This window comes from Streptomyces sp. H51 (genome assembly GCF_035656535.1).
Classification (GTDB): Bacteria; Actinomycetota; Actinomycetes; order Streptomycetales; family Streptomycetaceae; genus Streptomyces.
The window spans coordinates 19293-43330 of the sequence record NZ_JAYMHD010000033.1 but is presented as its reverse complement, the minus strand read 5'-3'; the positions used below and the strand labels follow the sequence as shown (position 1 = coordinate 43330).

General features: G+C 71.5%; 24 protein-coding genes. 13 read left to right on the top strand and 11 right to left on the bottom strand.

All coding sequences use genetic code 11. The features are described from left to right. Nucleotides 1–14: 14 nt before the first annotated feature. The 6 genes from VKA29_RS09210 to VKA29_RS09185 all read right to left on the bottom strand — a co-directional run bounded on the left by VKA29_RS09210 (nucleotide 15) and on the right by VKA29_RS09185 (nucleotide 5262). A complete protein-coding gene (locus VKA29_RS09210) occupies nucleotides 15–1409 on the bottom strand; it encodes a class II 3-deoxy-7-phosphoheptulonate synthase (protein ID WP_324784792.1) in 1395 nt (464 codons plus the stop codon). A gap of 75 nt (nucleotides 1410–1484) precedes the next feature. After that, nucleotides 1485–2279: a shikimate dehydrogenase gene (locus tag VKA29_RS09205; RefSeq protein ID WP_324784791.1), complete on the bottom strand. Its 795-nt coding sequence runs from the start codon at nucleotides 2277–2279 to the stop codon at nucleotides 1485–1487. 335 nt (nucleotides 2280–2614) lie between these two features. After that, a complete protein-coding gene (locus VKA29_RS09200; protein WP_324784790.1) occupies nucleotides 2615–3091 on the bottom strand; it encodes a MarR family winged helix-turn-helix transcriptional regulator in 477 nt (158 codons plus the stop codon). A 92-nt stretch (nucleotides 3092–3183) separates the two neighbouring features. Continuing rightward, on the bottom strand, nucleotides 3184–3981 hold the full coding sequence (locus VKA29_RS09195; protein ID WP_324784789.1) for an AIM24 family protein: 798 nt from the start codon (nucleotides 3979–3981) through the stop codon (nucleotides 3184–3186). Beyond that, nucleotides 3978–4628: an AIM24 family protein gene (locus tag VKA29_RS09190; protein ID WP_324784787.1), complete on the bottom strand. Its 651-nt coding sequence runs from the start codon at nucleotides 4626–4628 to the stop codon at nucleotides 3978–3980. Before VKA29_RS09190 ends, VKA29_RS09195 begins: the two co-directional genes overlap by 4 nt. A gap of 1 nt (nucleotide 4629) precedes the next feature. After that, a complete protein-coding gene (locus tag VKA29_RS09185) occupies nucleotides 4630–5262 on the bottom strand; it encodes an AIM24 family protein (protein ID WP_324784785.1) in 633 nt (210 codons plus the stop codon). A gap of 195 nt (nucleotides 5263–5457) precedes the next feature. Here VKA29_RS09185 and VKA29_RS09180 point away from each other — a divergent pair, with 195 nt between their 5' ends. From VKA29_RS09180 to VKA29_RS09160, 5 genes are all read left to right on the top strand, one after another. Further along, the gene (locus tag VKA29_RS09180; protein ID WP_324784784.1) at nucleotides 5458–5802 is read left to right on the top strand and encodes a DUF3817 domain-containing protein; all 345 of its coding nucleotides are present in this window, start codon (nucleotides 5458–5460) and stop codon (nucleotides 5800–5802) included. After that, nucleotides 5799–6092, top strand: coding sequence for an MTH1187 family thiamine-binding protein (locus VKA29_RS09175; RefSeq protein WP_133025253.1), 294 nt, complete (start codon nucleotides 5799–5801; stop codon nucleotides 6090–6092). The genes VKA29_RS09180 and VKA29_RS09175 overlap by 4 nt, the downstream gene beginning before the upstream one ends. Before the next feature lie 114 nt (nucleotides 6093–6206). After that, nucleotides 6207–6959: a hypothetical protein gene (locus VKA29_RS09170; RefSeq protein ID WP_324784782.1), complete on the top strand. Its 753-nt coding sequence runs from the start codon at nucleotides 6207–6209 to the stop codon at nucleotides 6957–6959. A gap of 23 nt (nucleotides 6960–6982) precedes the next feature. Then, nucleotides 6983–7630: a DUF4166 domain-containing protein gene (locus VKA29_RS09165; RefSeq protein WP_324784806.1), complete on the top strand. Its 648-nt coding sequence runs from the start codon at nucleotides 6983–6985 to the stop codon at nucleotides 7628–7630. After that, nucleotides 7627–8277, top strand: coding sequence for a TetR/AcrR family transcriptional regulator (locus VKA29_RS09160; RefSeq protein ID WP_324784781.1), 651 nt, complete (start codon nucleotides 7627–7629; stop codon nucleotides 8275–8277). Before VKA29_RS09165 ends, VKA29_RS09160 begins: the two co-directional genes overlap by 4 nt. Before the next feature lie 188 nt (nucleotides 8278–8465). Here the strand turns inward: VKA29_RS09160 and VKA29_RS09155 are convergent, their stop codons facing one another. Then, the gene (locus tag VKA29_RS09155; protein WP_324784780.1) at nucleotides 8466–9449 is read right to left on the bottom strand and encodes an ArsR/SmtB family transcription factor; all 984 of its coding nucleotides are present in this window, start codon (nucleotides 9447–9449) and stop codon (nucleotides 8466–8468) included. Nucleotides 9450–9518: 69 nt separating this feature from the next. Between VKA29_RS09155 and VKA29_RS09150 the strand changes: the two genes are divergently transcribed. The 4 genes from VKA29_RS09150 to VKA29_RS09135 all read left to right on the top strand — a co-directional run bounded on the left by VKA29_RS09150 (nucleotide 9519) and on the right by VKA29_RS09135 (nucleotide 13635). Beyond that, entirely contained in the window at nucleotides 9519–10868 is a 1350-nt protein-coding gene (locus VKA29_RS09150) for an MFS transporter (RefSeq protein WP_324784778.1), read from the top strand. A 22-nt stretch (nucleotides 10869–10890) separates the two neighbouring features. After that, nucleotides 10891–11400, top strand: a complete 510-nt coding sequence (locus tag VKA29_RS09145; protein ID WP_324784776.1) for a MarR family winged helix-turn-helix transcriptional regulator — start codon at nucleotides 10891–10893, stop codon at nucleotides 11398–11400. A 55-nt stretch (nucleotides 11401–11455) separates the two neighbouring features. Continuing rightward, nucleotides 11456–11794: a DUF3817 domain-containing protein gene (locus VKA29_RS09140; RefSeq protein WP_324784775.1), complete on the top strand. Its 339-nt coding sequence runs from the start codon at nucleotides 11456–11458 to the stop codon at nucleotides 11792–11794. Nucleotides 11795–11934: 140 nt separating this feature from the next. Next, on the top strand, nucleotides 11935–13635 hold the full coding sequence (locus tag VKA29_RS09135) for an acyl-CoA mutase large subunit family protein (protein ID WP_324784774.1): 1701 nt from the start codon (nucleotides 11935–11937) through the stop codon (nucleotides 13633–13635). A gap of 102 nt (nucleotides 13636–13737) precedes the next feature. On the opposite strand, the gene VKA29_RS09130 is transcribed toward VKA29_RS09135, so the two are convergent. After that, the gene (locus VKA29_RS09130; RefSeq protein ID WP_324784772.1) at nucleotides 13738–14358 is read right to left on the bottom strand and encodes a TetR/AcrR family transcriptional regulator; all 621 of its coding nucleotides are present in this window, start codon (nucleotides 14356–14358) and stop codon (nucleotides 13738–13740) included. 244 nt (nucleotides 14359–14602) lie between these two features. On the opposite strand from VKA29_RS09130, the gene VKA29_RS09125 reads away from it, so the two are divergent. From VKA29_RS09125 to VKA29_RS09110, 4 genes are all read left to right on the top strand, one after another. Beyond that, nucleotides 14603–15574, top strand: a complete 972-nt coding sequence (locus VKA29_RS09125) for a tetratricopeptide repeat protein (RefSeq protein WP_324784771.1) — start codon at nucleotides 14603–14605, stop codon at nucleotides 15572–15574. Nucleotides 15575–16222: 648 nt separating this feature from the next. After that, nucleotides 16223–16858 (top strand): DUF6230 family protein, encoded by a 636-nt coding sequence (locus VKA29_RS09120; RefSeq protein WP_324784770.1) that lies wholly within the window; start codon nucleotides 16223–16225, stop codon nucleotides 16856–16858. Nucleotides 16859–17074: 216 nt separating this feature from the next. Next, nucleotides 17075–17707 (top strand): DUF6114 domain-containing protein, encoded by a 633-nt coding sequence (locus VKA29_RS09115; RefSeq protein ID WP_324784769.1) that lies wholly within the window; start codon nucleotides 17075–17077, stop codon nucleotides 17705–17707. Next, the gene (locus tag VKA29_RS09110; protein ID WP_324784768.1) at nucleotides 17697–19010 is read left to right on the top strand and encodes a hypothetical protein; all 1314 of its coding nucleotides are present in this window, start codon (nucleotides 17697–17699) and stop codon (nucleotides 19008–19010) included. The genes VKA29_RS09115 and VKA29_RS09110 overlap by 11 nt, the downstream gene beginning before the upstream one ends. 123 nt (nucleotides 19011–19133) lie before the next feature. On the opposite strand, the gene pyk is transcribed toward VKA29_RS09110, so the two are convergent. From pyk to pta, 3 genes are all read right to left on the bottom strand, one after another. After that, nucleotides 19134–20564 (bottom strand): pyruvate kinase, encoded by a 1431-nt coding sequence (gene pyk / locus VKA29_RS09105; RefSeq protein ID WP_324784767.1) that lies wholly within the window; start codon nucleotides 20562–20564, stop codon nucleotides 19134–19136. A gap of 126 nt (nucleotides 20565–20690) precedes the next feature. After that, on the bottom strand, nucleotides 20691–21950 hold the full coding sequence (locus VKA29_RS09100; protein ID WP_324784766.1) for an acetate kinase: 1260 nt from the start codon (nucleotides 21948–21950) through the stop codon (nucleotides 20691–20693). Further along, on the bottom strand, nucleotides 21947–24037 hold the full coding sequence (pta, locus tag VKA29_RS09095; RefSeq protein ID WP_324784765.1) for a phosphate acetyltransferase: 2091 nt from the start codon (nucleotides 24035–24037) through the stop codon (nucleotides 21947–21949). The genes VKA29_RS09100 and pta overlap by 4 nt, the downstream gene beginning before the upstream one ends. Nucleotide 24038 lies beyond the last annotated feature (1 nt).

Below are 24038 nucleotides of genomic sequence, written 5' to 3'. Positions count from 1 at the left end.
GCGAGCGGTACTCCTCATCCGCGCATGCGCATCAACTCGGCCACGAGGAAGGCGAGTTCCGCCGACTGCTCGGGGTTGAGCCGGGGATCGCACAGGGTCTCGTAGCGGGCCACCAGGGCGGTGTCGTCGAGCTCGCAGGCGCCGCCCAGGCACTCGGTGACCGGGTCGCCGGTCAGCTCCACGTGCAGCCCGCCCGGGTGGGTGCCGAGCGCCCGGTGCACCTCGAAGAAGCCGCGCACCTCGTCGAGGATGTCGTCGAAGTGCCGGGACTTGTAGCCGCTCTCGGTCTCCTTGGTGTTGCCGTGCATCGGGTCGCACTGCCACACCACCCGGTGGCCGAGCGCGGTGACCTTCTCCACGATGGGCGGCAGCACCTCGCGGATCCGCTCCCGGCCCATCCGCGAGATGAACGTCAGCCGCCCGGGCACCCGGTCCGGGTCCAGCCGCCGGACGTACTCGACCGCCTGCTCGGGAGACGTGCCCGGCCCGATCTTCAGCCCGATCGGGTTGGCCAGTTGCGCGGCGAGGGCGATGTGCGCGCCGTCCAGGTCACGGGTGCGTTCCCCGATCCACAGGAAGTGCCCGGACAGGCCGTACAGCGCCGTGCGGCCGGTGTCCTCCTCGACGACATGGCGCAGCAGCGCCCGCTCGTAGTCGAGCAGCAGCGCCTCGTGGGAGGCGTACACCTCGGTGGTGTGCAGGGCCCGGTGGTCGGCGCCGCACGCCTTCATGAAGCGCAGCCCGCTGTCGATCTCGGCGGCGAGGGCGCTGAAGCTCTGTCCGGCGGGCGAGAGCCGGACGAAGTCCTGGTTCCAGCCCTGCACCCGGTCCAGGTCGGCCAGGCCGGAGTCGGTCATCGCGCGCACGTGGTTGAGGGCGGCGGCGGAGTGGGCGTACGCCTGCACCATGCGGCCGGGATCCGCGACCCGGGCCGCGGGGACCGGCTCGGCGGAGTTGACGATGTCGCCGCGGTAGACGGGCAGGTTCAGCTCGTCGGAGGGCTTCGAGCGGGGCTTGGCGAACTGTCCGGCGATCCGCGCGACCTTCACGACGGGCAGGCTCGCCCCGTACGTCAGGACGACGGCCATCTGCAGCAGGGTGCGGACGTTCGCGCGGACGTGCTCCCCGGTGTTGCCCTCGAACGTCTCCGCGCAGTCCCCGCCGTGCAGCAGGAAGGCGCGTCCGTGGGCGACCTCGGCGAGCCGCCGGCGCAGCCGGTCGACCTCGCCGGGCAGGACGAGCGAGGGCAGCCGCTCCAGGGTGGCGCGCGCCTCGCCGACTCGGGCCGGATCGGGGTACTCCGGCTGCTGGGCCGCGGGTCGGGCGAGAGCGTCGGCCACCCGTTCGGCCACTGCGGGGGGCAGCGCGGCGTTGCTCGCCGCGGCGGTGGTCTGTATGAGTGGAGGCATGTCCAGGACAGTAGGCAGGGCGCGGTCACGCCCGGCCACTGCGCGGTAACCGGGTGCCCATCTGCCCGGGCGGCCTCAGCCCAGCTCGAAGAACTCCCGGTACAGGGCCATCTGTTCGGCGAGCATCGGCTCTCCGTAGTGCACCGGCAGCCCGGCCTCCAGCGCCGTCCGCAGCAGGGCCGTGCACCGCGGCGACATGATGATGTCGGCCACCAGGGTGCCGGGGCGCAGGCCGGCCGGGTCGAAGGGCAACGGGTCGCCGGGACGCAGCCCCATCGGGGTGGCGTTGACGGCGAGGTCCGCGTCGACATGCCCGGGGGCGGCGGCGAGCCGGCCCGGGAAGTGCGGGGCGAGCCGGGCCGTCAGGGCGCCCGCGCGGTCCGGGTCCGCGTCCCATACGGTGACCCGGGCGCCCGCCTGCAGCAGCGCCACCGCGATCGCCGAGCCGGCGCCCCCGGCACCCGCCAGGCACACCGTCGCGCCGCGCGGCTCGTGTCCGGCGGTGCGCAGCCCGCGTACGAAGCCCTCGCCGTCGAAGTTCGCGCCCTCCCAGCCGCCCTCGGGCAGGCGGCGCAGCGCGTTGACCGAGCCGCTGAGCGCCGCGGCCCCGGTGACCCGGTCCGCCAGCACCCGGCAGGCCGTCTTGTGCGGGACGGTCACCAGCAGCCCGTCCAGGTTGCGTACGGCGGTCAACCCCCTGACGGCGTCCGCCAGCCGGGCCGGCGCCACATCGACCGGCACCAGCACCGCGTCCCGCCCCAGCCGCGCGAAGAGCGGATTGAGCAGGGCCGGCGCCCGCACCTGCGTCACCGGGTCGCCGAGCACCGCGTACAGGCGCGTCGTGCCGCTGATCACGTTCACGCTGTCCATGTCACGACCGCCCTCCGCGTGGGCCCCGAAGCCGTTGAGACAGCCCGACGATACGGCGGCACGGGTGACGGGCCATCCCCTCATGTCCCCCTGAACAGGGCCGCCGACCACGGGTTCTCCGGGGTCGCGGGCGGCGGGCGCAGCCGGATCCCCGGGGCGCGACGCGGGGGCCGGCCGGGGTCGAGCGGCCCGCCGACCGAGGGGCCCCCGACCGAGTGGCCCCGATTCCCCGACCGAGCGGCCCGCCGACCGAATGCGGCCGGGCCGGACGGGGACGAGCCCGTCCGGCCCGGCCGCCCGGGTCCGTCAGCGGATCGGGGCCGCGCCCCCGCCCGCTAGGGACGTCCCCGCTGACCGCGCAGGTGTTCCGCGATCGGCTTGAGGGCCTTGTCGAGTTCCGTCAGGGCCTCGGGGGACAGCAGGTCGATGAAGTGCCTGCGCACGGACGCCACGTGGTGGGGCGCCACCTTCTGCATGGTCTCCATGCCGTGCTCGGTGAGGACGGCGTAGAGCCCGCGGCGGTCGGACTCGCAGTGCTCGCGCCGGACCAGGTTCGCGTTCTCCATCCGGGTGATCTGGTGGGAGAGGCGGCTCTTGGACTGGAGGGTGGCGGACGCGAGATCGCTCATGCGCATCCGTACGTCCTCCGACTCGGAGAGGTTCACGAGGATCTCGTAGTCGTTCATCGTCAGGCCGAACGGCTGCAGGTCCTTCTCGAGCTGGTACGTCAACAGCCTGTTGACCTCCAGGTGGGTGCGCCAGGCGCACTGCTCCGCATCGGTCAGCCAGCGCGTGGCCGTCTCGGTCTCCATGAATGAAGTCTACCTAAAAAGTTGAAAGGCGAACTAATGGGGGTGGTGTGACTGTGCGCACGCGTTCGATGTCACACTCCGCAGACTACCGTTCACAGCCCGAAGCGGCGCTGGAGGTCGCCCAGCTGTCCGGGAAGGCGCGGTGTGCCGCTCTGCTGTGGGGAGCCTGTGAAGGGTCCCCCGCCACCGGGCACTCCGGCCTGCTGGGGAGTCGTCCCCGTGGGCTGCTCGGCCATCAGCGTCTCGGTGGACTGCAGCAGTACCGTGCCCGCCCCCACGAACTCGAACTGGTGCTCCTCGCCGGAGGCTCCGCCGAGCCCCGTCAGCGCACGTAGACCGCCCATCACGCCGGTCATGTACCCATGGTCGTAGTGGTGGCACGGAGAGGGGCAGTCGGCCCACCCGACGAGCGCCTGCGGGTCCACCCGGATCGGGGGTTCCATGAACACCACCGGGCCGTTGGAAGCGGCCACGAACTTTCCGGTTCCGATGAGGGTCAGGAACCCGGGCACGATCGACTGCTTGAGTGACAGGCTTGGCTGAAAAGCGAGCAGATTGCCCGAGCGAATGGTCAGATTGCCGTCCTCGAGGTCATAGGAATTGACGTCGAAGGCCCGGTCGGCGAGGAGCATCTTGCCCGATCCCTGCGCCACGACCCAGTCGGCTGCGTGCAAAGGCGAATGGAACGCGGTGCGGACGAGCCGGTCGAGCCGGCCGTGCCCGATGCCGTCGAACTCGATCGAGCCGTAGTAGGCGATCATCTTCCCCTTCTGCAGGAACCACTGGCTCCCCTTGAGCTCCACGCAGAAGGTGTAACTGTTCACGTTGTCGTCGGCCGGCAGCGTCATCGGGTCGTGGACCGTGGGACCGGCCCCCGGGTAGGTCGTCACAGCTTCTCCTCCGAGGCCTGCACGTACACCGAACCGTTGCCGCTCAGCTCCAGCTGGAAGGCCTCGCCGGAGCCGCGGCCCACCATGTCCCGCCAGCCCAGCGCCGTGGACAGGCTGTTGCGCACGTCACCGTGGTGGGCGACGTACGCCTGCGGGTCGACGTGGACCGGCCGCTGCGGGGTGATGGGGACCTCGAACACGCCCCCGTGGGCCATCACGGCCACCGCGCCGTGCCCCTTGAGGGTGGTGGTGAACAGGCCCTGGCCGGTGACCTGGCCGCGCACCATGCCCATCACGCCGCCCTGCGACCCCATGAACATCGTGCCCTGTTCGAGCGTGCCCTCGAAGGCGAGCAGACGGTCCGCCTCCACGTACAGCGTGTCGCCGGCGAGGGTGATGACCTGGACGTGGTGGCCGCCGTGACCGAAGAACACGGTGCCGCTGCCCTCCACCGTCATCAGCGGGGTGGCCTCACCCGCGACCCGCCGCCCGATCATGGACATCAGCCCGCCCTGGCCGCCCTGCGTGTTGGGCGTGAACGACACCTCGCCCTTGTAGGCGAGCATGGCGCCGCGCTGGCTGAACAGCCGCTGGCCCGGCAGGACGGTCGCCTCGACCATCTTGGAGTTGATCTCGCGCAGAGCCATGTCACACATCCCCCGCGATCGTGTTCCGCTCGCTCGGCTGCACGTACACCAGGCCGTCCCCCTCGAACCGGATCTGGAAGGCCTCGCCGCCGCCCTCGCCCAGGAGGGTGCGGAACGTCACACCGGACTGGAACGACTGCCGCAGGTTGCCCTGGTGCGCGATGTAGGCGCCGGGGTCGACGTTCAGCGGGTACTGCGCGCTGACCCGCAGCACGACCGCCGGACCGTCCGACATGATCGCCGCCTGCCCGTGTCCCTCGATCGTCGTCGTGAACAGCCCGTTGCCCTGAGTGGCCCCGCGCAGCCCCGTGAAGGTCGTCCCGGTGCGCAGCCCGGCGTCGGTGGCGAGCAGGTTGCTCGACTCCACGTACAGCTTGTCCCCCTGGAGCGCGACCAGGTTGATCTCGCTCGCCCGGTCGGCGAACCAGCAGGTCCCGTGCCCCTTCACCTCCATCAACGTCATCTGCTCACCGGTGAGGCGCCGGGTCACCATGCCCCGGATGCCCTCACCGCCGCCGCTCATCTTCTTGAAGGCCATCTGCCCGTCGTACGCGACCATGGAGCCGTTCTTCGCCTTGACGGCATCTCCGGTCATGTCGACGGCGAGCACCTTGCTGCCTTGAAGTCGGAACATCGCCACGCAGCGACGGTAACCGCCGCCCGCCCCCGCCGCACAGAGCCCACAGGGGGAGAAAGTCCCTGAAGAAACCCTTGGTGACCCCCGCCGGCCGACCCCCCGAACCCCGTTCGCCCGGTCGTTTGCCACAATGGGCGAGCGTTTGTGCTTGTGTTCACAAACCTCACTCCGACCGACCCCCGAAGGTGACCCGTGGACCTCAAGACCGCCACCGCCCTCCGCCGCCTCCGCCTCGTCTCCGCGCCCGAGGCGGTCTCCTTCCTGCTCCTGCTGGTCTGCTCGGTCCTGAAGCGGACCACGGACTTCAACGCGGTGCCGGTGATGGGCATGGTGCACGGCGTCCTGTTCGTCCTCTACGTGATCTTCTGGGTGGACGCCTGGAACCGCGCCAAGTGGGACCTCAGGACCGCGGCCCTCTACTTCGTCCTCTCCGTCCTGCCGGCCGGCGGGTTCTTCGCCGAGCGCAAGCTCAAGCGGGCGGCCGAGGACGCGGTCATCGCCTCCCGCGCCCGCCAGGAAGGGGTCGTGAACGCGTGATCGTCGCCTTCTCCGTGACGCCGCTGGGCGTCGGCGAGGACGTGGGGGAGTACGTCGCCGACGCCGTCCGGGTGGTCCGCGAGTCGGGCCTGCCCAACCGTACGGACGCCATGTTCACCTCCGTCGAGGGTGAGTGGGACGAGGTGATGGACGTCGTCAGGCGCGCCGTCGCCGCCGTCGAGGCGCGGGCGCCGCGCGTCTCCCTGGTCCTGAAGGCGGACATCCGCCCCGGAGTGACCGACGGCCTGACCTCCAAGGTGGAGACGGTGGAACGCCACCTCGCCCGGTAGCAGCGACCCCGGCTCGCACGAGCCGGGGTTTTCTCGTCCCAGCTCTTTGAGCGACCGCTCAAAAACCTGTAACTTGAGCAGTCGCTCAAGCCGACCGGGGGACGGAAGAACGACATGGGGCTCTACATAGAGGCGCGCATCCGCGCCGATCTCGACGATCTCTGGACGCGCACCCAGGACCCGGCCCAGCACCGGCGCTGGGACCTGCGCTTCACCGAGATCACCCTCCTGCCGTCCGCGGAGGGCGAGCCGCAGCGCTTCCGTTACGCCACGCGCGTGCTGCCCTTCCTGAAGATCGCCGGCACCGGGGTCTCGGCGGGCGAGCGCCGGCGCCCGGACGGCACCCGCACCTCCGCCCTCCGCTTCGCCTCCCCGCACCCCCTCTCCCTCCTCGCCGAGGGCAGCGGCTACTGGCGCTACATCCCCGACGGCGACGGCGTCCGCTTCCTCACCGGCTACGACTACCGCCCCCGCTGGGGCGTCCTCGGCACCCTCGCCGACCGGCTGCTGCTGCGCCCGCTCATGGGCTGGGCGACGGCCTGGTCCTTCGACCGGCTGCGCCTGTGGCTGGAGCGGGGCATCACCCCCGAGCGGGCCCGCGCCAACTGGCTGGCCGAACTCCTCCTCCGCGCCCTCACGGCCGCTCTCTCCCTCGCCCTCTTCGACTACGGCCACCTCCTGCCCCCCGCCGGCCCCTTGTCCCCCCTGCTCTCCTTCACGACCCCCGCGCTGTCGCTGGTGGCCCTCTCCCTGGCCCTCCTTGCGCCCCCACTGCCCACGACACCGGCCGCCCGCCGCTGCCTGCGCACGCCATCCACGCACGCGCGCGCCCCCCGACTGCTGCGCACCCTGGAGGACCACCGGTGACGACATCGATCTTCCGCACGGCCATGGGCCCCGACTTCGACCGCCTCCACCCCCAGCTCCGGCGCCGCTTCTCCGTCGGTCTGGCGAGCGGCGAGGCGTGCACCGGCCGGGGCGTGATGGACCGCGTCTGGCACGGACGGGCGTTCGTGAAGCCGTTCCTGGCCCTCGGCGCCACCCGCAACATCCTGGTCCCCCGGGCGGGCCGCCGGGTGCCGTTCGTGATCGAGAACGTCCCGTACACCGACCGCCACGGCCGTGAGACGGTGACCTTCGTGCGCACCTTCGACCTGCCCGGCCGGCCCCGCCGCTTCGACGCCCAGATGGTGCTGAGCCCCAAGGGCGACCGCATCCTCGACTACCTGGGCACCCACCAGCACCTCGCCAGCGACCTCCACCTCCGCGCCGAGCCGGACGGCTCGCTCCTCATCCGCTCCGGCGAACACCGGTTCCGGGAGGGCCCGGTGGACGTGCGCGTCCCCGAACTGATCGGCGCGACGGCCGAGGTCCGCGAGTCCTACGACGACACCGCCGCCCGCTTCCGCATCAGCGTCCGCGTGGTCAACCGCCGCTTCGGCCCGCTGTTCGGCTACGAGGGCTCCTTCACCGCCGCCTACACCCCCGTCCGGCCACGCCCCGACCTGCGCCCGGTCCGCGAGGAGCGGCGCGCGTGAGCGCCGAGACGGCCAAGTCGCACGAGACGAAGACCAGGCTCCTGGAGGGCGCGCTGCGCACACTGACCGAGCAGGGCATCGCCAAGACGTCGGCCCGTACGATCGCGACGGCGGCCGGGGTCAACCAGGCGCTGGTCTTCTACCACTTCGGCTCGGTGGACGAACTCCTCGCCGCGGCCTGCCGCTACGGGGCGGAGCGCTCCGTCTCCCGCTACCGCGCCCGTCTCGCCTCGGTCACCTCGCTGTCCGAACTCCTCGCCGTGGGACGGCGGATGCACGAGGAGGAACGCGCCGGCGGCCATGTGGCGCTCCTGGGCCAACTGCTGGCGGGCGCCCAGACCCACGCCACCCTCGGCCCCGCCACGGCGGCGGGCCTGGACCTGTGGATCACCGAGATCGAACAGGTCCTCACCAGGGTCCTCGCGGGCACCCCCTTCGCCGAGTTCACCGACCCCGCGGGCCTGGCCCGCGCCGTGGCGGCGTCCTTCGTCGGCATCGAACTGTACGAAGGGGTGGACCTGCCCGGCGCGACCGCAGCGCTCGACGCACTGGACCAACTGGGCTCTCTCGTAGCCGCCTTGGAGGAACTCGGCCCCGTGGCCCAACGGGCCGTGAAGCACCGCCTGCGCCGCACGGGACGCAACTGAACCGCAGCCGCGCCGGTGGGGACGCACCCGCGGCCGAGTACGCACGGGAGCGGGTCGTGGCGGTGCGGTGGAGCCCGCCGCTTACCCGGTCCCCACGCCCTGGGCCGTGGCGACGGGCGGAGGGGCGCAACCCGCGGCGGGCTCACCGCACCGCCACGACCCCGAACCCCCCACTCGGCCGGAGACGTTCACCCGTCCCCCGAGACCAGCGCGATCCCCAGCGGCGTCCGCTCGTACAGCACCTGATGCCCGTACCGGCGCGAGGTCAGCAGCCCGGCCCCGCGCAACACGGTCAGGTGGGCCGACACGGACGACGGAGCGAGCCCCAGCCGGAGGGCGAGCGCGGTGGTGGCGGCGGGTTCGTCCAGCGCGGCGAGCACGGCGGCGCGCCCCTGCCCGAGCAGTCGTACGAGCGCCTCGGGGGTGCGGTCGTCCGGCGCGGCCCACAGCCCGCCGATCCCGCGGGCCGGATAGGCGAGCGTCGGCTGCCACGGCGGGTCGAAGGTGCTGACGACGTCCGGCCAGAGGAACACGCTCGGCATGAGCACCAGCCCCTGCCCGCCGAGGTGCCGCTCGTGCCGCCCCCGGAACTCGACGGTCAGCGTCCCGGCACGCCACCCGAACCGCCGGTTGATCTCCGGCAGCAGCCTGCCCAGCCCCACCTCCGCCAGCCGCCGCGAATGAAACGCCACGTCGGCCTCCAGCAGGGCGCGCAGCCGTGCCCAGTCCGGTGCCAGGAGGGTGTGCCAGACCTCCTCCATCGCGTCGGACAGCTCCCGGACCATGCGGGCCGGATCCCGCAGCCACCTCCTGGCCTGCGCCGAGTCCAGCCCGCCCGGCGTGTCCGCGAGCGACTTCGCGGTGTCCGCGCGGGCCTCCTCCGGGTCGCTCGCCCGCACGGCCGCGATCTCCTCCTCGAAACCGGCCGCGGGCCCGATCGGCGGCGGGCAGAGCCAGTCGGGGCAGTGCCCGTGCCGCGGCATCAGCAGCCACAGGTCCGTCAGGTCCAGCGCGGCGGCCGCGCGGCCCGTGCGGCGCAGCCAGTGCGCGTGGTAGCCGTGCCGCTCGGGGTGCTTCAGCATGCGCACGGCCTGTTGCGTCTCCCACAACGGGGACACGGCGAAGCGGCACCGGAGGAAGTCGTCCTCCCCGAAGTGCAGATACGAGGGCACGACGCTCCCAGGATTCGGACCACACCGAATCTCTAGGATGCCCCACCCCCCTCACCCAAGCTGCTGCCCATGCCACACGCACCAAAGCCCCCACCGGCCCCCGAACCCGCCCCCGAACCCGCACCCCCACCGGCCCCCGCACCCCCACCGGCCCCCGCCCCCAAACCGGCCCCCCAACCCCCACCCCGCTACGCCCAGGTCTTCGCGGTCCAGGAGTTCCGCGCCGTCTTCGCCGCCCACGCCCTGTCCCTCCTGGGCGTGATCGTCAGCGAGATCGCCCTGTCCGTCCTGATCTACGACCTCACCGGCTCACCCCTGATGAGCGCCCTCACCTTCGCCCTCGGCTTCCTGCCGTACGCGCTGGGCGGAACGGTGCTGGCGGGGATCGCCGACCGCTTCCCGGCCCGGCGGGTGCTGGTGGTGTGCGACCTGGCACAGGCCGCGTGCACCGCCCTGATGGTCGTCCCCGGCACCCACACAGCCGTCCTGCTCGCCCTGCGCTGCTGCGTGGCCGTCGTCTCGCCGGTGTTCCAGGGGACCCGGATGGCCACCCTGGCGGACATCCTCGGCGACGGCGACCTGTTCGTGCTCGGGCGCTCCCTGCTGCGCATCGTCTCGCAGAGCGCGCTGCTCGTCGGCTACGGCCTCGGCGGCCTGCTGCTGGTCGCCGTGTCGCCGCGCCACGCGCTGCTGATCACCGTGGGCACCTTCTGTGCCTCGGCCGCCCTGCTGCGCTTCGGCACCCGGCGCAGGCCGGCCCGCGCCGCCGGAAGCGCCCCGGCCCGCGCCGCCGCCGGAAGCGCTCCGGCGCAGGACTCCCCCGGGGGCGCCCGGCAACTGCTCGCCGACCGCCGCGTGCGCGTGCTGCTCCTGCTGTTCTGGGTGCCGCCCCTGTTCGCGGTGGTGCCGGAGGCGCTCGCGGCGCCCTACGCCGACCAGCTGGCCGCCGGTTCCGTAGGGCTCGGCCTGCTGATGTGCGCGCTGCCGGCCGGCACGATCGCCGGCGAGCTGTACGCGGGCGCCCGCCTGCGCCCGGCCACCCGGGAGCGGATCGTGCTGCCCCTGGTCTGCCTGACCCTGCTGCCGTACGCCGGTTACGCCTTCCGTCCCGGCCTCGCCGTGTCCCTCCTGCTGCTCGCGGTCTCGGGCGCGGGCTCGGCGTACACGCTGGGGCTGGACCAGTGGTTCGTGCGGGCGGTGCCGGAGGAGTCGCGGGGCCGGGCGATGACCCTGCTCACCGCCGGGCTGATGACGATCCAGGGGGCGGGCATGGCGCTGGCCGGCGTGGCCGCCCAGTTCGCCGGGGTGACGGCGACGGTGGTGGGCGCGGGTGTGCTCGGCGCGGCCTGCTGCGCCCTGCTCGCCCGCGAAGCGGTCCGCACCCGACCGAAAGGCGAGACGGGGCTGACCAGCATATGACCGGCCGGTAAGGTCTGATGCCGTGCCGAAGCCGCTCAGTCTCCCGTTCGATCCCATCGCCCGCGCCGACGAACTCTGGAAGCAGCGCTGGGGAAACGTGCCGTCCATGGCGGCCATCACCTCGATCATGCGCGCGCACCAGATCCTGCTCGCCGAGGTCGACGCGGTGGTCAAGCCCTACGGACTGACCTTCGCGCGGTACGAGGCCCTGGTGCTGCTCACCTTCTCCAAGGCCGGCGAGCTGCCGATGTCCAAGATCGGCGAGCGTCTGATGGTGCACCCCACGTCCGTCACGAACACCGTGGACCGGCTGGTGAAGTCCGGCCTGGTGGACCGCAGGCCCAACCCCAACGACGGCCGCGGCACCCTCGCCGTCATCACGGACAAGGGCCGCGAGGTGGTCGACGCCGCCACCCGCGACCTGATGGCGATGGACTTCGGCCTGGGCGTGTACGACGCGGACGAGTGCCAGGAGATCTTCGCGATGCTGCGCCCGCTGCGGGTGTCGGCGCACGACTTCGACGACGAGTGACGCCGGGGTGGGCCCGGGACCGGATCTCCCGGAACGGGCGGTTACGCTCGAAGCCATGAAACGAAGCGTGCTGACCCGCTACCGCGTCATGGCCTACCTCACCGGTGTGCTGCTGGTCCTGCTGTGCCTGGGCATGATCGCCAAGTACGGCCTGGACATGAACGGCGCCGCGGACTTCACCCGCGTGGTCGCCATCGCGCACGGCTGGCTCTACGTCGTCTACCTGGTCTTCGCCTTCGACCTGGGCTCCAAGGCGAAGTGGCCGGTCGGCAAGCAGCTGTGGGTGCTGCTGGCCGGGACGATCCCGACGGCGGCCTTCTTCGTGGAGCGCAAGGTCAGCCACGAGCTGGAGTCACGGTTCGCCGCGGAGACCCCGGCCGTCGCCAAGGCCTGACCTGAGCCCTGACCTGAGCCTTGACCTGGGCCTTGACCTGGGCCTCACCGCCGTACGCACACCTCGGCCGCACCGCCGTCCGAGTGCGTACGGCGGTTCCCCATCGACATTTACTTGGACGTCCTAGTAAATTCGGGGGTATGGACGCTGACGCCATCGAGGAGGGCCGCCGACGCTGGCAGGCCCGGTACGACGCCGCACGCAAGCGCGACGCAGACTTCACCACGCTCTCCGGGGACCCGGTGGAGCCGGTGTACGGGCCACGGCCGGGGGACGCCTACGACGGATTCGAGCGCATCGGCTGGCCGGGGGAGTACCCCTTCACGCGCGGGCTGTACCCGACCGGCTACCGCGGGCGGACCTGGACCATCCGCCAGTTCGCCGGGTTCGGCAACGCCGAGCAGACCAACGAGCGCTACAAGATGATCCTCGGCAACGGCGGCGGCGGGCTGTCCGTCGCCTTCGACATGCCGACGCTGATGGGCCGCGACTCCGACGACCCGCGCTCGCTGGGCGAGGTCGGCCACTGCGGTGTGGCCATCGACTCGGCGGCCGACATGGAGGTGCTGTTCAAGGACATCCCGCTCGGCGACGTCACCACCTCCATGACCATCAGCGGACCGGCCGTCCCGGTCTTCTGCATGTACCTCGTCGCCGCCGAGCGCCAGGGCGTCGACCCGTCGGTCCTCAACGGCACGCTGCAGACCGACATCTTCAAGGAGTACATCGCGCAGAAGGAGTGGCTCTTCCAGCCCGAGCCGCACCTGCGCCTGATCGGCGACCTCATGGAGTACTGCGCGGCCGGCATCCCCGCCTACAAGCCGCTGTCCGTCTCCGGGTACCACATCCGCGAGGCCGGGGCCACGGCGGCGCAGGAGCTGGCGTACACCCTCGCGGACGGCTTCGGGTACGTGGAGCTGGGCCTGTCCCGCGGCCTGGACGTCGACGTCTTCGCCCCGGGCCTGTCCTTCTTCTTCGACGCGCACGTCGACTTCTTCGAGGAGATCGCCAAGTTCCGCGCCGCGCGGCGGATCTGGGCGCGCTGGATGCGGGACGTGTACGGCGCGACCTCCGAGAAGGCCCAGTGGCTGCGCTTCCACACGCAGACCGCCGGCGTCTCGCTGACCGCGCAGCAGCCCTACAACAACGTGGTGCGCACCGCCGTCGAGGCGCTCGCGGCGGTGCTCGGCGGGACCAACTCGCTGCACACCAACGCCCTGGACGAGACCCTCGCGCTGCCGAGCGAGCAGGCCGCGGAGATCGCCCTGCGCACCCAGCAGGTGCTCATGGAGGAGACCGGCGTCGCCAACGTCGCCGACCCGCTGGGCGGTTCCTGGTACGTCGAGCAGCTGACCGACCGGATCGAGGCGGACGCCGAGAAGATCTTCGAGCAGATCAAGGAGCGGGGCCTGCGGGCGCACCCGGACGGGCGACACCCGATCGGGCCCATCACCTCCGGGATCCTGCGCGGCATCGAGGACGGCTGGTTCACCGGCGAGATCGCCGAGTCCGCCTTCCGCTACCAGCAGGCCCTGGAGAAGGGCGAGAAGAGGGTCGTGGGCGTCAACGTCCACACCGGGTCCGTCACCGGAGACCTGGAGATCCTGCGGGTCAGCCACGAGGTGGAGCGGGAGCAGGTCCGGGTGCTGGCCGGCCGCAAGGCCGCACGCGACGACGCCGCCGTGCGCTCCGCGCTGGAGGCGATGCTCACCGCCGCGCGCGAGGGCGCCAACATGATCGGGCCGATGCTGGACGCCGTACGGGCGGAGGCGACGCTCGGCGAGATCTGCGGGGTGCTGCGCGACGAGTGGGGGGTGTACACCGAGCCCGCCGGTTTCTGACCTGGCGGCCGAACGGTCCTCCGCGGTGACCGGCCTCCGCGGTGACCGGCCTCCGGGGGAACCGCCCTGCGGGGGAACCGCCCTCTGCGGGAACCGCCCGTTTCACGCGGTTCCGGCGAGACCGAGCAGCAGCACCTTCGTGAGGCCGCGCGCCCACTGCTCGTCCGCCGGTTCCGCGCTCACCAGGGTGCGGTGGACCACCGCACCCGCCACCACGTCGAAGATCAGGTCCGCGGTGCGGGCGGCCTCCTCCGGATCCGCCGACGCCGGGAGTTCGCCGCGCTCCTGCGCCCGGGCGCGGCCGTCCACCACCAGGCGCTTCTGCCGTTCCACGATGGACTGGCGGATGCGCTCGCGCAGGGCCGCGTCCCGCGTCGACTCGGCGACCACCGCCATCAGGCCGCTCCTGGCCTCCGGGCGGGCCAGGATGGCGGCGAACTGCAGGACCACGCCCTCGATGTCGGCGGCCAGGGTGCCGTGGTCGGGGAGTTCGAGCTCGTCGAAGAGTTCCGCCACCGCGTCCACCACGAGTTCGTTCTTGCCCGCCCAGCGGCGGTAGAGGGTCGTCTTGGCCACCCCGGCGCGTGACGCGACGTCCTGGAGGGTGAGTTTCGACCAGCCGAGTTCCACCAGCGCCTGCCGCGTGGCGGCCAGGATCGCCGTGTCCGCGGCGGCGCTGCGCGGGCGTCCTGCGGCGCGCGGGGCGGGTGTGCGGCTCTGCATGCCCCGACCATAACCGGCGGATGTCGTGGTGCCGTGAGGGAGATCACCGGAATCCGGTTCCGCGCGGGTCCTCGGTGCTATTACGCTACGGGTCGTAGCGAAAGCTCGATCGGGCGACCGCGCGATCGAGCGACTGCACGAGTGACGACCACTGGCGCGGGTGGGGACCCGGCGCCGACGCACACGGCGGACCGGCTTGCCGCCGCTTTTCACAACACGCGCACTCACGGGGGAGGATAGACGCATGCAGCCACGGAACATGTCCATGAGCGGAGTCGTCGACCTCGCCGCGGTGAAGGCGGCCCAGGAGGCCAAGGCGAAGGCGGAGCAGGCGCGCGCCGAAGCGGCACGGCAGGGCGGGGGAGGCGCGGTCTCCCCGGTCGACCTCGTGATCGACGTCGACGAGGCGTCCTTCGAACACGAGGTCCTGCAGCGGTCCGCCGAGGTGCCCGTCGTCATCGACTTCTGGGCCGAGTGGTGTCAGCCCTGCAAGCAGCTGAGCCCGGTCCTGGAGCGGCTCGCCGTCGAGTACAACGGCCGGTTCCTGCTCGCCAAGATCGACGTCGACGCGAACCAGATGCTGATGCAGCAGTTCGGGGTCCAGGGGATCCCGGCGGTGTTCGCGGTGGTCGCCGGCCAGGCACTGCCCCTCTTCCAGGGCGCCGCGGGCGAGGCGCAGATCCGGCAGACCCTGGACCAGCTGGTGCAGGTCGCCGAACAGCGTTTCGGCCTGACCGGCCTGACCGTCGATCCGGACGCCGAGCCGGGCGGCGCGGTGACCCACGAAAAGCCCGAAGGCCCCCACGACGCGCTGCTCGACGCCGCCGTGCGGGCCCTGGACGCGGGCGACCTGGCGGGCGCCATCCAGGCCTACCGCAACGTGCTCAGCGACGACCCGGCCAACCCGGAGGCCAAACTCGGCCTCGCGCAGGCGGAGTTGCTGCAGCGGGTGCAGGGCGTCGACCCGCAGCTGGCCCGCCGGGAGGCGGCCGAGAAGCCGGCCGACGTGCAGGCCCAGATCACCGCCGCCGACCTGGACCTGGTCGGCGGACACGTCGAGGACGCCTTCGGGCGGCTCATCGACACCGTGCGGCGCACGGCGGGTGACGACCGGGACGCCGTACGCCTGCGGCTGCTGGAGCTGTTCGAGGTCGTGGGGGCGGAGGACCCGCGGGTGGCCGCCGCGCGCCGGGCGCTGGCGCGCGCCCTGTTCTGAGCGGGGCGCCGGGCCTGTTCTGACCAGTTGTTAAACGCTCGGGTCTGTGATGCCCGGGTGAAAGATCCGCCGACGGGGTTCCACTGCGGCCGCGCTTTACCAAATCTTGGTAATCGCGGCCGCTGTTACTGCCAGTAAGTTGAGGGCGTCGATCTGTCGGATTCTGTCCAGCGATCAATAGTTTTGCCCCCCGGTTCGACGGCACCCTGCGTCGCCGTCCGAGACCTCTGGGCCGCCCCTCGGTTATCCGGCCGTTACTAGCCAGTAACGAACCCCCTTGTGCGGGCGGCGGGAATGCACCACGATCGGCCTCGCTCGGTCCGTTCCCGTACCCCGACAGCCGGTCGGGTCGCGGGAGTTCCAGGGTCCCCACCGAGCAGAGCCGGCGTCCCGGACGCCGGTTCTCGGACAGGGGGGTCTTCGCCCACCCGGCGAAGCCTGTCCGGCAAGGTTGTGCGTGATGCGTGTCAGGCGCGACCAGTGGTTGTCGCTCGGGGGTGATCGCCGGTGATTCGGGCGCGTTTCTCGCGCCGCCGAGCGCGGGCGCTCTCCTTCCCGAGGACGTAGCACTTCTCCCATCCCTGCCCGGCTGAGCCGCCGACTGGAGGCAGTCAGGGTCAGGAGATGTACGTCCGAGAAGGAGGAAATATGGAGTCCCAGGTGCGTGGCGGGACCAGATGGAAGCGGTTCGCTGTGGTCATGGTGCCCAGCGTCGCCGCAACGGCCGCGATAGGCGTCGCCCTCGCGCAGGGCGCTCTTGCCGCGTCCTTCAGCGTGTCCGGCCAGCAGTTCAAGGTGACCGCAGACTCCCTGCAGGGCGCCGGCTTCTCGCAGTACGGCGCGCTTGACTCGGGGTACACCCTCGACGGCAAGAAGACGGTCCACCCGGTGGCGGTCTCGGCGTTCAAGTCCGCGACCATCAAGGGCCTGTGCCAGTCCGTGGTCACCCCGGACGTCCCGATTCTGGGCAACGTCAGCCTGATCCTGAAGGCGGGCGGCGGCGCCACGCCGGTCGAGGCGGACAACCTCTACATCGACCTCGACGAGCTGAGCGCCGACGCGACGTTCACGAACATCGACATCGGTGTGGCCGCCAAGGACGCCTCCAAGGGTCCGGGCATGAAGGGCGGCGGCGAGCAGGCGAACCCGTACGGATTCGCGCAGCAGGCCGAGAAGGTCGAGCTGACCGGCGTGAAGCAGACGGCGTGGGCCACCACCGCCGGAACCTTCAAGCTCAGCGGCCTGAAGATGTCGGTGTCGACGGGTGTCAAGGAGTGCTACTAAGCACTCGATGACGGGCGGGGGAGCCGATGGCGCCCCCGCCCGTCCACTCTCCCCCGTCTTCTTCACACCTTGCCCACTGATCACCACCGCATCACCAAGCACCGACACCGCACCACCACAGCGTCACCGCACCACACCGCACCACCGCACCACATCGCATCACCGCACCACACCGCACCACCACCACAGCAACGCCGCACCAGGGAGCTGTTTTCCATGAGCGCCGAGACTCCTGCCGCACCCGGCCAGTTCAGCCGCCGGAGGCTGCAGTTCCGCGCCTGGCGGGGCACGCGGCCGTTCTGGGCCGGGTTGTTCGTCCTGCTCGCCGGCTTTCCGATCATGTACTTCCCGTACGCGCATCTCCAGGTCGGTCACCTGACGCTGGCGATGGCCACCACCGGGGGTGCCGGCTCCCTGATCATCGGCGTGCTGCTCGTCGTACTGGGTGTCAGCCTCTGGTTCCAGAAGCACGTGCGCACCTTCGCGGGCGTCGCGGCGATCCTGCTGGCCCTGGTGTCCATCCCGGTGTCCAACCTCGGCGGCTTCCTCATGGGCTTCCTGCTCGCGATGGTCGGCGGGGCCATGGCCGTGTCGTGGGTGCCCGGTGCGCCGTCCGCCGATGAGCCGGTCCACAAGGACGCGGCGGGCATGGGCACCGCCCCCGCGGCGGTCGGCCCGGTGCCCACGGCGCCCGAGCCCGCCCAGGCGCCGGCCGAGACGCCGTCCGCGGTGCCGGCCGAGACGCAGCCCGAGGCCTTGGCCGAGATGCAGCCCGAGGCGAGCGAGCCGAACGATCTGTCAGGAACGAGCCCGGCCAACGGGGCGAACGGGAGGCACAGTGCCGGCTGACGAGGTGACCCACGGGACTGACGTGGACGCGTCCCGTGCGAGAACCGGGCCGCGTCACGCGGCACCCAAGAAGCCGCTGTTCACCAGGTTCCACATGCCGGCCGGCAAGGCGATAGCCACGGTGGCGATGCCGACCGCGGTGCTGATGGGGATGGGATTCACGTCGACCCTCGCCCTCGCCGACAGCAACGGCTCCGCGCCGTCGCCGACGGCGAAGAGCCTGACCGCCGACGAGTACAAGGACTGCGTGACCGCCCTGACGGACTCGCCGGACGCGTCGGCCTCGCCGTCGCCGTCCGCCTCGGCGAGCGCCACTGACTCCGCGACGCCCACGCCGTCGTCCACCGCCGGCACGTCGAAGAACTCCTCGGACACCGGTACGGACTCCGGCACGGGATCCCCGTCGGATCCGGGTTCCGGCGACAAGGCCACGCCCGCGCCGTCCGCCGGCACCTCGGGTTCGGACTCCGGTGGCGACGCCACCGCCACGCCGACCCCGTCGCCGTCCGAGAGCGGCAACCTGCTCGACACCATCGGCGACACGATCGGCGACATTTTCACCGGCGGCTCCACGGCCACCACCGACCCGACGCCGACCGCGTCGGCGTCGCCGAGCGCGACCGCGGGCTCCTCGTCCTCGTCGTCCTCGTCGTCCTCGTCTGCGTCGAAGTCCTCGGACAGTGGCACGGCCGGACCGGCCGGCGACACGGTGAAGGACGTGGCCGCCACGGCGACCGCGACGGCCACCGAGACCCCGGCCCCGACCGCGTCCGCCACGCCCTCCGCCAGTGCCTCGCCCAGTGCGAGCCCGGCCCCCACGGACTGCCCGACCGCCACGGACGACGTCAGCGGCGTCGACAACGCGGTGCCGGTGGCGGACGACCCCTGGTACCTCAACGCCAGCTCCCTGCTGCTGAAGGGCGCCGACTACCAGGGCATCGTCGAGGTGAAGACGGCCAACGGCACCAAGAAGAAGGCGCTGAAGTACGTCATCTCCGGCGGCACCGACATCGGCGACCTGCACCAGACGGTCAAGGACCAGCAGACCGGCAAGACTTACCACGTCCAGGCCGGCAAGGGCACGACGTCCACGATCCGCGACGGCGACACGGTGATGTACACCGAGAGCATCTCCGGCAACCTGTTCGGCCTGATCCCGATCACGTTCAGCCCGGACAACCCCCCGCCGCTGAACATCCCGCTGATCTACTTCACCAACGTCAAGGTCGTGCAGGCCGCCCAGTTCGGCGGCACCCTGCACGTGCCCGGGATGCACCTGTACACCACCGACGGCGTCGGCTGACCGCCGCCACGAACCCGTTCGGGAGCCGCACGAGCCGAGGGCGCCCCCTGGTCCCAGGGGGCGCCCTCGGTGTCGTACGGGTCCGCGGTCGTACGGGGCCGGGCGGGCAGTGCGCGCCCGGCGTCAGTCGTTCTCGCCGCCGCCGAGGTGGTGGACGCGGACCATGTTGGTGGTGCCGGGGACGCCGGGGGGCGAGCCGGCGGTGATGATCATGATGTCGCCGTCGTTGTACCGGCCCAGCTTCATGACCTCCTGGTCGACCAGGTCGACCATCTCGTCGGTGCTGTTGACGAACGGCACGATGTGCGACTCCACGCCCCAGCTGAGCGTGAGCTGGTTGCGGGTGCCCTCGTCGGTGGTGAAGGCGAGGATCGGCTGGGTGGCGCGGTAGCGGCACAGCCGGCGGGCGGTGTCACCGGACTTGGTGAAGGCGATCAGGGTCTTGCCGCCCAGGAAGTCCGCGATCTCGCACGCGGCACGCGCGACGGAACCGCCCTGCGTGCGCGGCTTCTTGCCCGGCACCAGCGGCTGCAGGCCCTTGCTGAGCAGCTCCTGCTCGGCCGCCATGACGATCTTCGACATCGTCTTGACGGTCTCGACCGGATACGCGCCCACGCTCGACTCGGCGGACAGCATGACCGCGTCCGCCCCGTCCAGGATCGCGTTGGCCACGTCGGACGCCTCGGCGCGGGTCGGACGGGAGTTGGTGATCATCGACTCCATCATCTGGGTCGCCACGATCACCGGCTTGGCGTTGCGCCGGCACAGCTCGATCAGGCGCTTCTGCACCATGGGGACCTTCTCGAGCGGGTACTCGACGGCCAGGTCGCCGCGGGCGACCATGACACCGTCGAACGCCATCACGACGTCCTCCATGTTCTCCACCGCCTGCGGCTTCTCCACCTTGGCGATGACCGGGACCCGGCGGCCCTCCTCGTCCATGACCTTGTGGACGTCGGCGACGTCCTTGGCGTCCCGCACGAAGGACAGGGCGACCATGTCGCAGCCCATGCGCAGCGCGAACCGGAGGTCCTCGACGTCCTTCTCGCTCAGCGCCGGCACGTTCACCGCCGCGCCGGGCAGGTTGATGCCCTTGTGGTCGGAGACGACGCCGCCCTCGACGACGACCGTCCTCACCCGCGGGCCCTCGACCTCCAGCACCTTCAGCTCGACGTTGCCGTCGTTGATGAGGATCTGGTCGTCGCGCGCGACGTCGCCGGGCAGGCCCTTGTAGGTCGTGCCGCAGACGCTCTTGTCGCCGGGGACGTCCTCGGTCGTGATGACGAACTCGTCACCCCGCTCGAGTTCGACCGGGCCCTCGGCGAAGGTCTCCAGGCGGATCTTCGGACCCTGCAGATCGGCGAGGACGCCGATGGCCCGGCCGGTCTCCTTGGCCGCGGCCCGGACGCGGTCGTACCGTGCCTGGTGCTCGGCGTGGGTGCCGTGGCTGAAGTTGAAGCGGGCCACGTTCATGCCGGCCTCGATCATGGAGACCAGCATCTCGTGGGAGTCGACCGCGGGGCCGAGAGTACAGACGATTTTCGAACGGCGCATGGGGCGATCCTATCGGTTTGTTTCGCCGCGGAATATTCCGTCTGGCGGAAGATACAAATGGGCGGGGCCGCGCTCAGGCGTGTTACCGACGTGTATTCCTCGGCTGTTGTCCGGCGGTTCTGTCGTCTAGCGGTTCTTTCCGACCAGTGCGTAGGTCTGTGTCGCGATCTCCAGTTCCTCGTCCGTCGGCACCACGGCGACGGCCACGCGCGCGTGCGCGGGCGAGATCAGCCGCGGCCCGTCGCCGGGCGCCGCGTTCAGCGCGGCGTCGACCGCCAGGCCCAGCCCCTCCAGGCCCGCCACGGCGGCCTCCCGCACCGATGCCGCGTTCTCGCCCACCCCGGCGGTGAAGGCGACCGCGTCCACCCGTCCGAGCACCGCGTAATAGGCGCCTATGTACTTCTTCAAACGGTGAATGTAGATGTCGAAGGCGAGCTGCGCCTGTTGGTCACCTTCACCGATACGCCGTCGGATCTCCCGCATGTCGTTGTCACCGCACAGCCCGATCAGTCCGCTCCTCTTGTTGAGAAGAGTGTCGATCTCGTCGGTGGACATTCCCCCTACGCGCATCAAATGGAAGATGACGGCCGGGTCCAGGTCCCCGGAACGCGTACCCATCACCAGCCCCTCCAAAGGCGTCAGGCCCATGGAGGTGTCCACGCACTTCCCGGCCCGCACGGCCGACGCGGAGGCGCCGTTGCCCAGGTGCAGCACGATCAGGTTGACGTCCTCGGGCGCCCTGCCCAGCAGCTTCGCCGTCGCCCGGGACACGTAGGCGTGCGAGGTCCCGTGGAAGCCGTAGCGCCGGATGCGGTGGGCGTCGGCCGTGGCCACGTCGATCGCGTACCGGGCGGCCGACTCCGGCATCGTGGTGTGGAACGCGGTGTCGAAGACGGCGACCTGGGGCAGGTCGGGGCGCAGCGCCCGCGCGGTGCGGATGCCGGTGAGGTTGGCCGGGTTGTGCAGCGGGGCCACCGGGATCAGCCGCTCGATCTCGTCGAGCACGGTGTCGTCGATCACGGTCGGCTCGGTGAAGTGCATGCCGCCGTGCACCACCCGGTGCCCGATGGCGGCGAGTTCGGGCGAGTCGAGTCCGAGCGCGTCCCTGGCCAGCTCGTCGGCGACGGCCTTCAGGGCGGCGTCGTGGTCGGCGATGGGCCCGCTGCGCTCCCGCGTCACGCCGGTGGCCGAGGGCGTGTGCCGCAGCCGCGAGGTCTGCTCGCCGATGCGCTCGACGAGCCCCACCGCCAGCCGGCGGCTCTCCCGCATGTCGAGGAGCTGGTACTTCACCGAGGAGGAGCCGGAGTTGAGGACGAGGACGCGCGCGGCAGGGGCCGGACACGGATCGCCGGGCCGGGCGGTGCTGGGCGACGGGTGGGAGGTCACGGGCCGGAAACCTTCTCGGTCGGGGACTGGGCCTGGATCGCCGTGATGGCGACCGTGTTCACGATGTCCTGGACGAGCGCGCCCCGGGACAGGTCGTTGACCGGCTTGCGCAGCCCCTGGAGCACGGGTCCGACCGCGATCGCCCCGGCCGAGCGCTGCACGGCCTTGTAGGTGTTGTTCCCGGTGTTGAGGTCGGGGAAGATCAGGACGCTCGCCTGCCCGGCCACCTCGGACTCCGGCAGCTTCGTCGCCGCGACCGTCGGCTCGACGGCGGCGTCGTACTGGATGGGCCCCTCGATCTTCAGGTCCGGCCGCCGCGAACGCACCAGTTCCGTCGCCTCGCGCACCTTGTCGACGTCGGCGCCGAAGCCGGAGGTGCCGGTGGAGTACGACAGCATCGCGATCCGCGGTTCCACCCCGAACTGCTCGGCGGTGGCCGCCGACTGGACGGCGATGTCGGCGAGCTGCGCCGCGTCCGGGTCGGGGTTCACCGCGCAGTCGCCGTACACCAGCACCTTGTCGGCGAGGCACATGAAGAAGACGGAGCTGACGATCTTGGTGTCCGGCTTGGTCTTGATGATCTCGAACGCGGGCCGGATGGTGGCGGCCGTGGAGTGCACCGAACCGGACACCATGCCGTCGGCGAGCCCCTGCTCGACCATCAGCGTGCCGAAGTAGTTGGGGTCCGAGACGACGTCGTACGCCAGCTCCACCGTGACGCCCTTGTGGGCGCGCAGCCGCGCGTACTTCTCGGCGAAGGCGTCCCGCAGCTCGGAGGTGGCCGGGTCGATCAGCTGCGCCTCGCCCAGGTCGATGCCCAGGTCGGCGGCCTTCTTGCGGATCTGCTCGACCGGGCCGAGCAGGACGAGGTCGCACACCCCGCGGCGCAGCAGCACCTCGGCGGCGTGCAGGACGCGTTCCTCGGTCCCCTCGGGCAGGACGACGCGGCGCCGGTCGGAGCGCGCCTGCTCCAGCAGCTGGTGCTCGAACATCATGGGCGTGACACGGTCGGTGGTGGGCGCGGAGACCCGCCCGAGCAGGGCGGCGGTGTCCACGTAGCGCTCGAAGACGCCGAGCGCCATCTCCGCCTTGCGCGGGGTCGCCGCGTTCAGCTTGCCCTCCAGCGCGAACAGCTGCTCGGCGGTCGGGAAGCTCATGCCGGGCACCGAGAGCACCGGGGTGCCCGGGGCCAGCCGGGAGGCCAGGGTGAGGACGTCCTCGCCGGGGGCCTCGCCCAGGGTCAGCAGCACACCGGCGATCGGCGGGGTGCCGGCGCTGTGCGCGGCGAACGAGCCGACGACCAGGTCGGCGCGGTCACCGGGGGTGACGACCAGGCAGCCGGGCGTCAGGGCGTCGAGGAACTTCGGCAGCATCGCGCCGCCGAAGACGAAGTCGAGGGCGTCCCGGGCGAGCCCGGAGTCGTCGCCCAGCACGATCCTGGCGTCCAGCGCCTGGGCGATCTGCGCGACGGTCGGCGCGGAGAGGGCCGGCTCGTCGGGCAGGACGTAGCAGGGCACCGGCAGCCGCGCCTCCAGCCGCTCGGCGATCACCTCACGGTCCTGGCGGTCGACCCGGTTGACGACCATGGCGAGGACGTCGCAGCCCAGCCCGTGGTACGCCCGGTAGGCGTTGCGCGTCTCGGCGCGCACGGACTCCGCGGTCTGCCTGCGGCCGCCCACCACCGGGATCACGGACGCGCCGAACTCGTTGGCGAGGCGGGCGTTCAGCGACAGTTCGTCCGGCAGCTGGGTGTCGGCGAAGTCGGTGCCGAGGACGAGGACGACGTCGTAGTCGCGCGCGACCCGGTGGAACCGGTCGACCAGCGTCGACACCAGCTCGTCGGTGCCCTGCTCGGCCTGCAGGGCGGACGCCTCCTGGTAGTCCATGCCGTAGACGGTGGCCGGGTCCTGGACCAGCCGGTAGCGGGCACGCAGGAGCTCGAAGAGGCGGTCGGGGCTGTGGTGGACGAGCGGCCGGAACACGCCGACCCGGTCGACCTGCCGGGTCAGGAGCTCCATCACCCCCAGCTCCACGACCTGGCGGCCGTCGCCGCGGTCGATACCGGTCACGTACACGCTGCGCGTCACG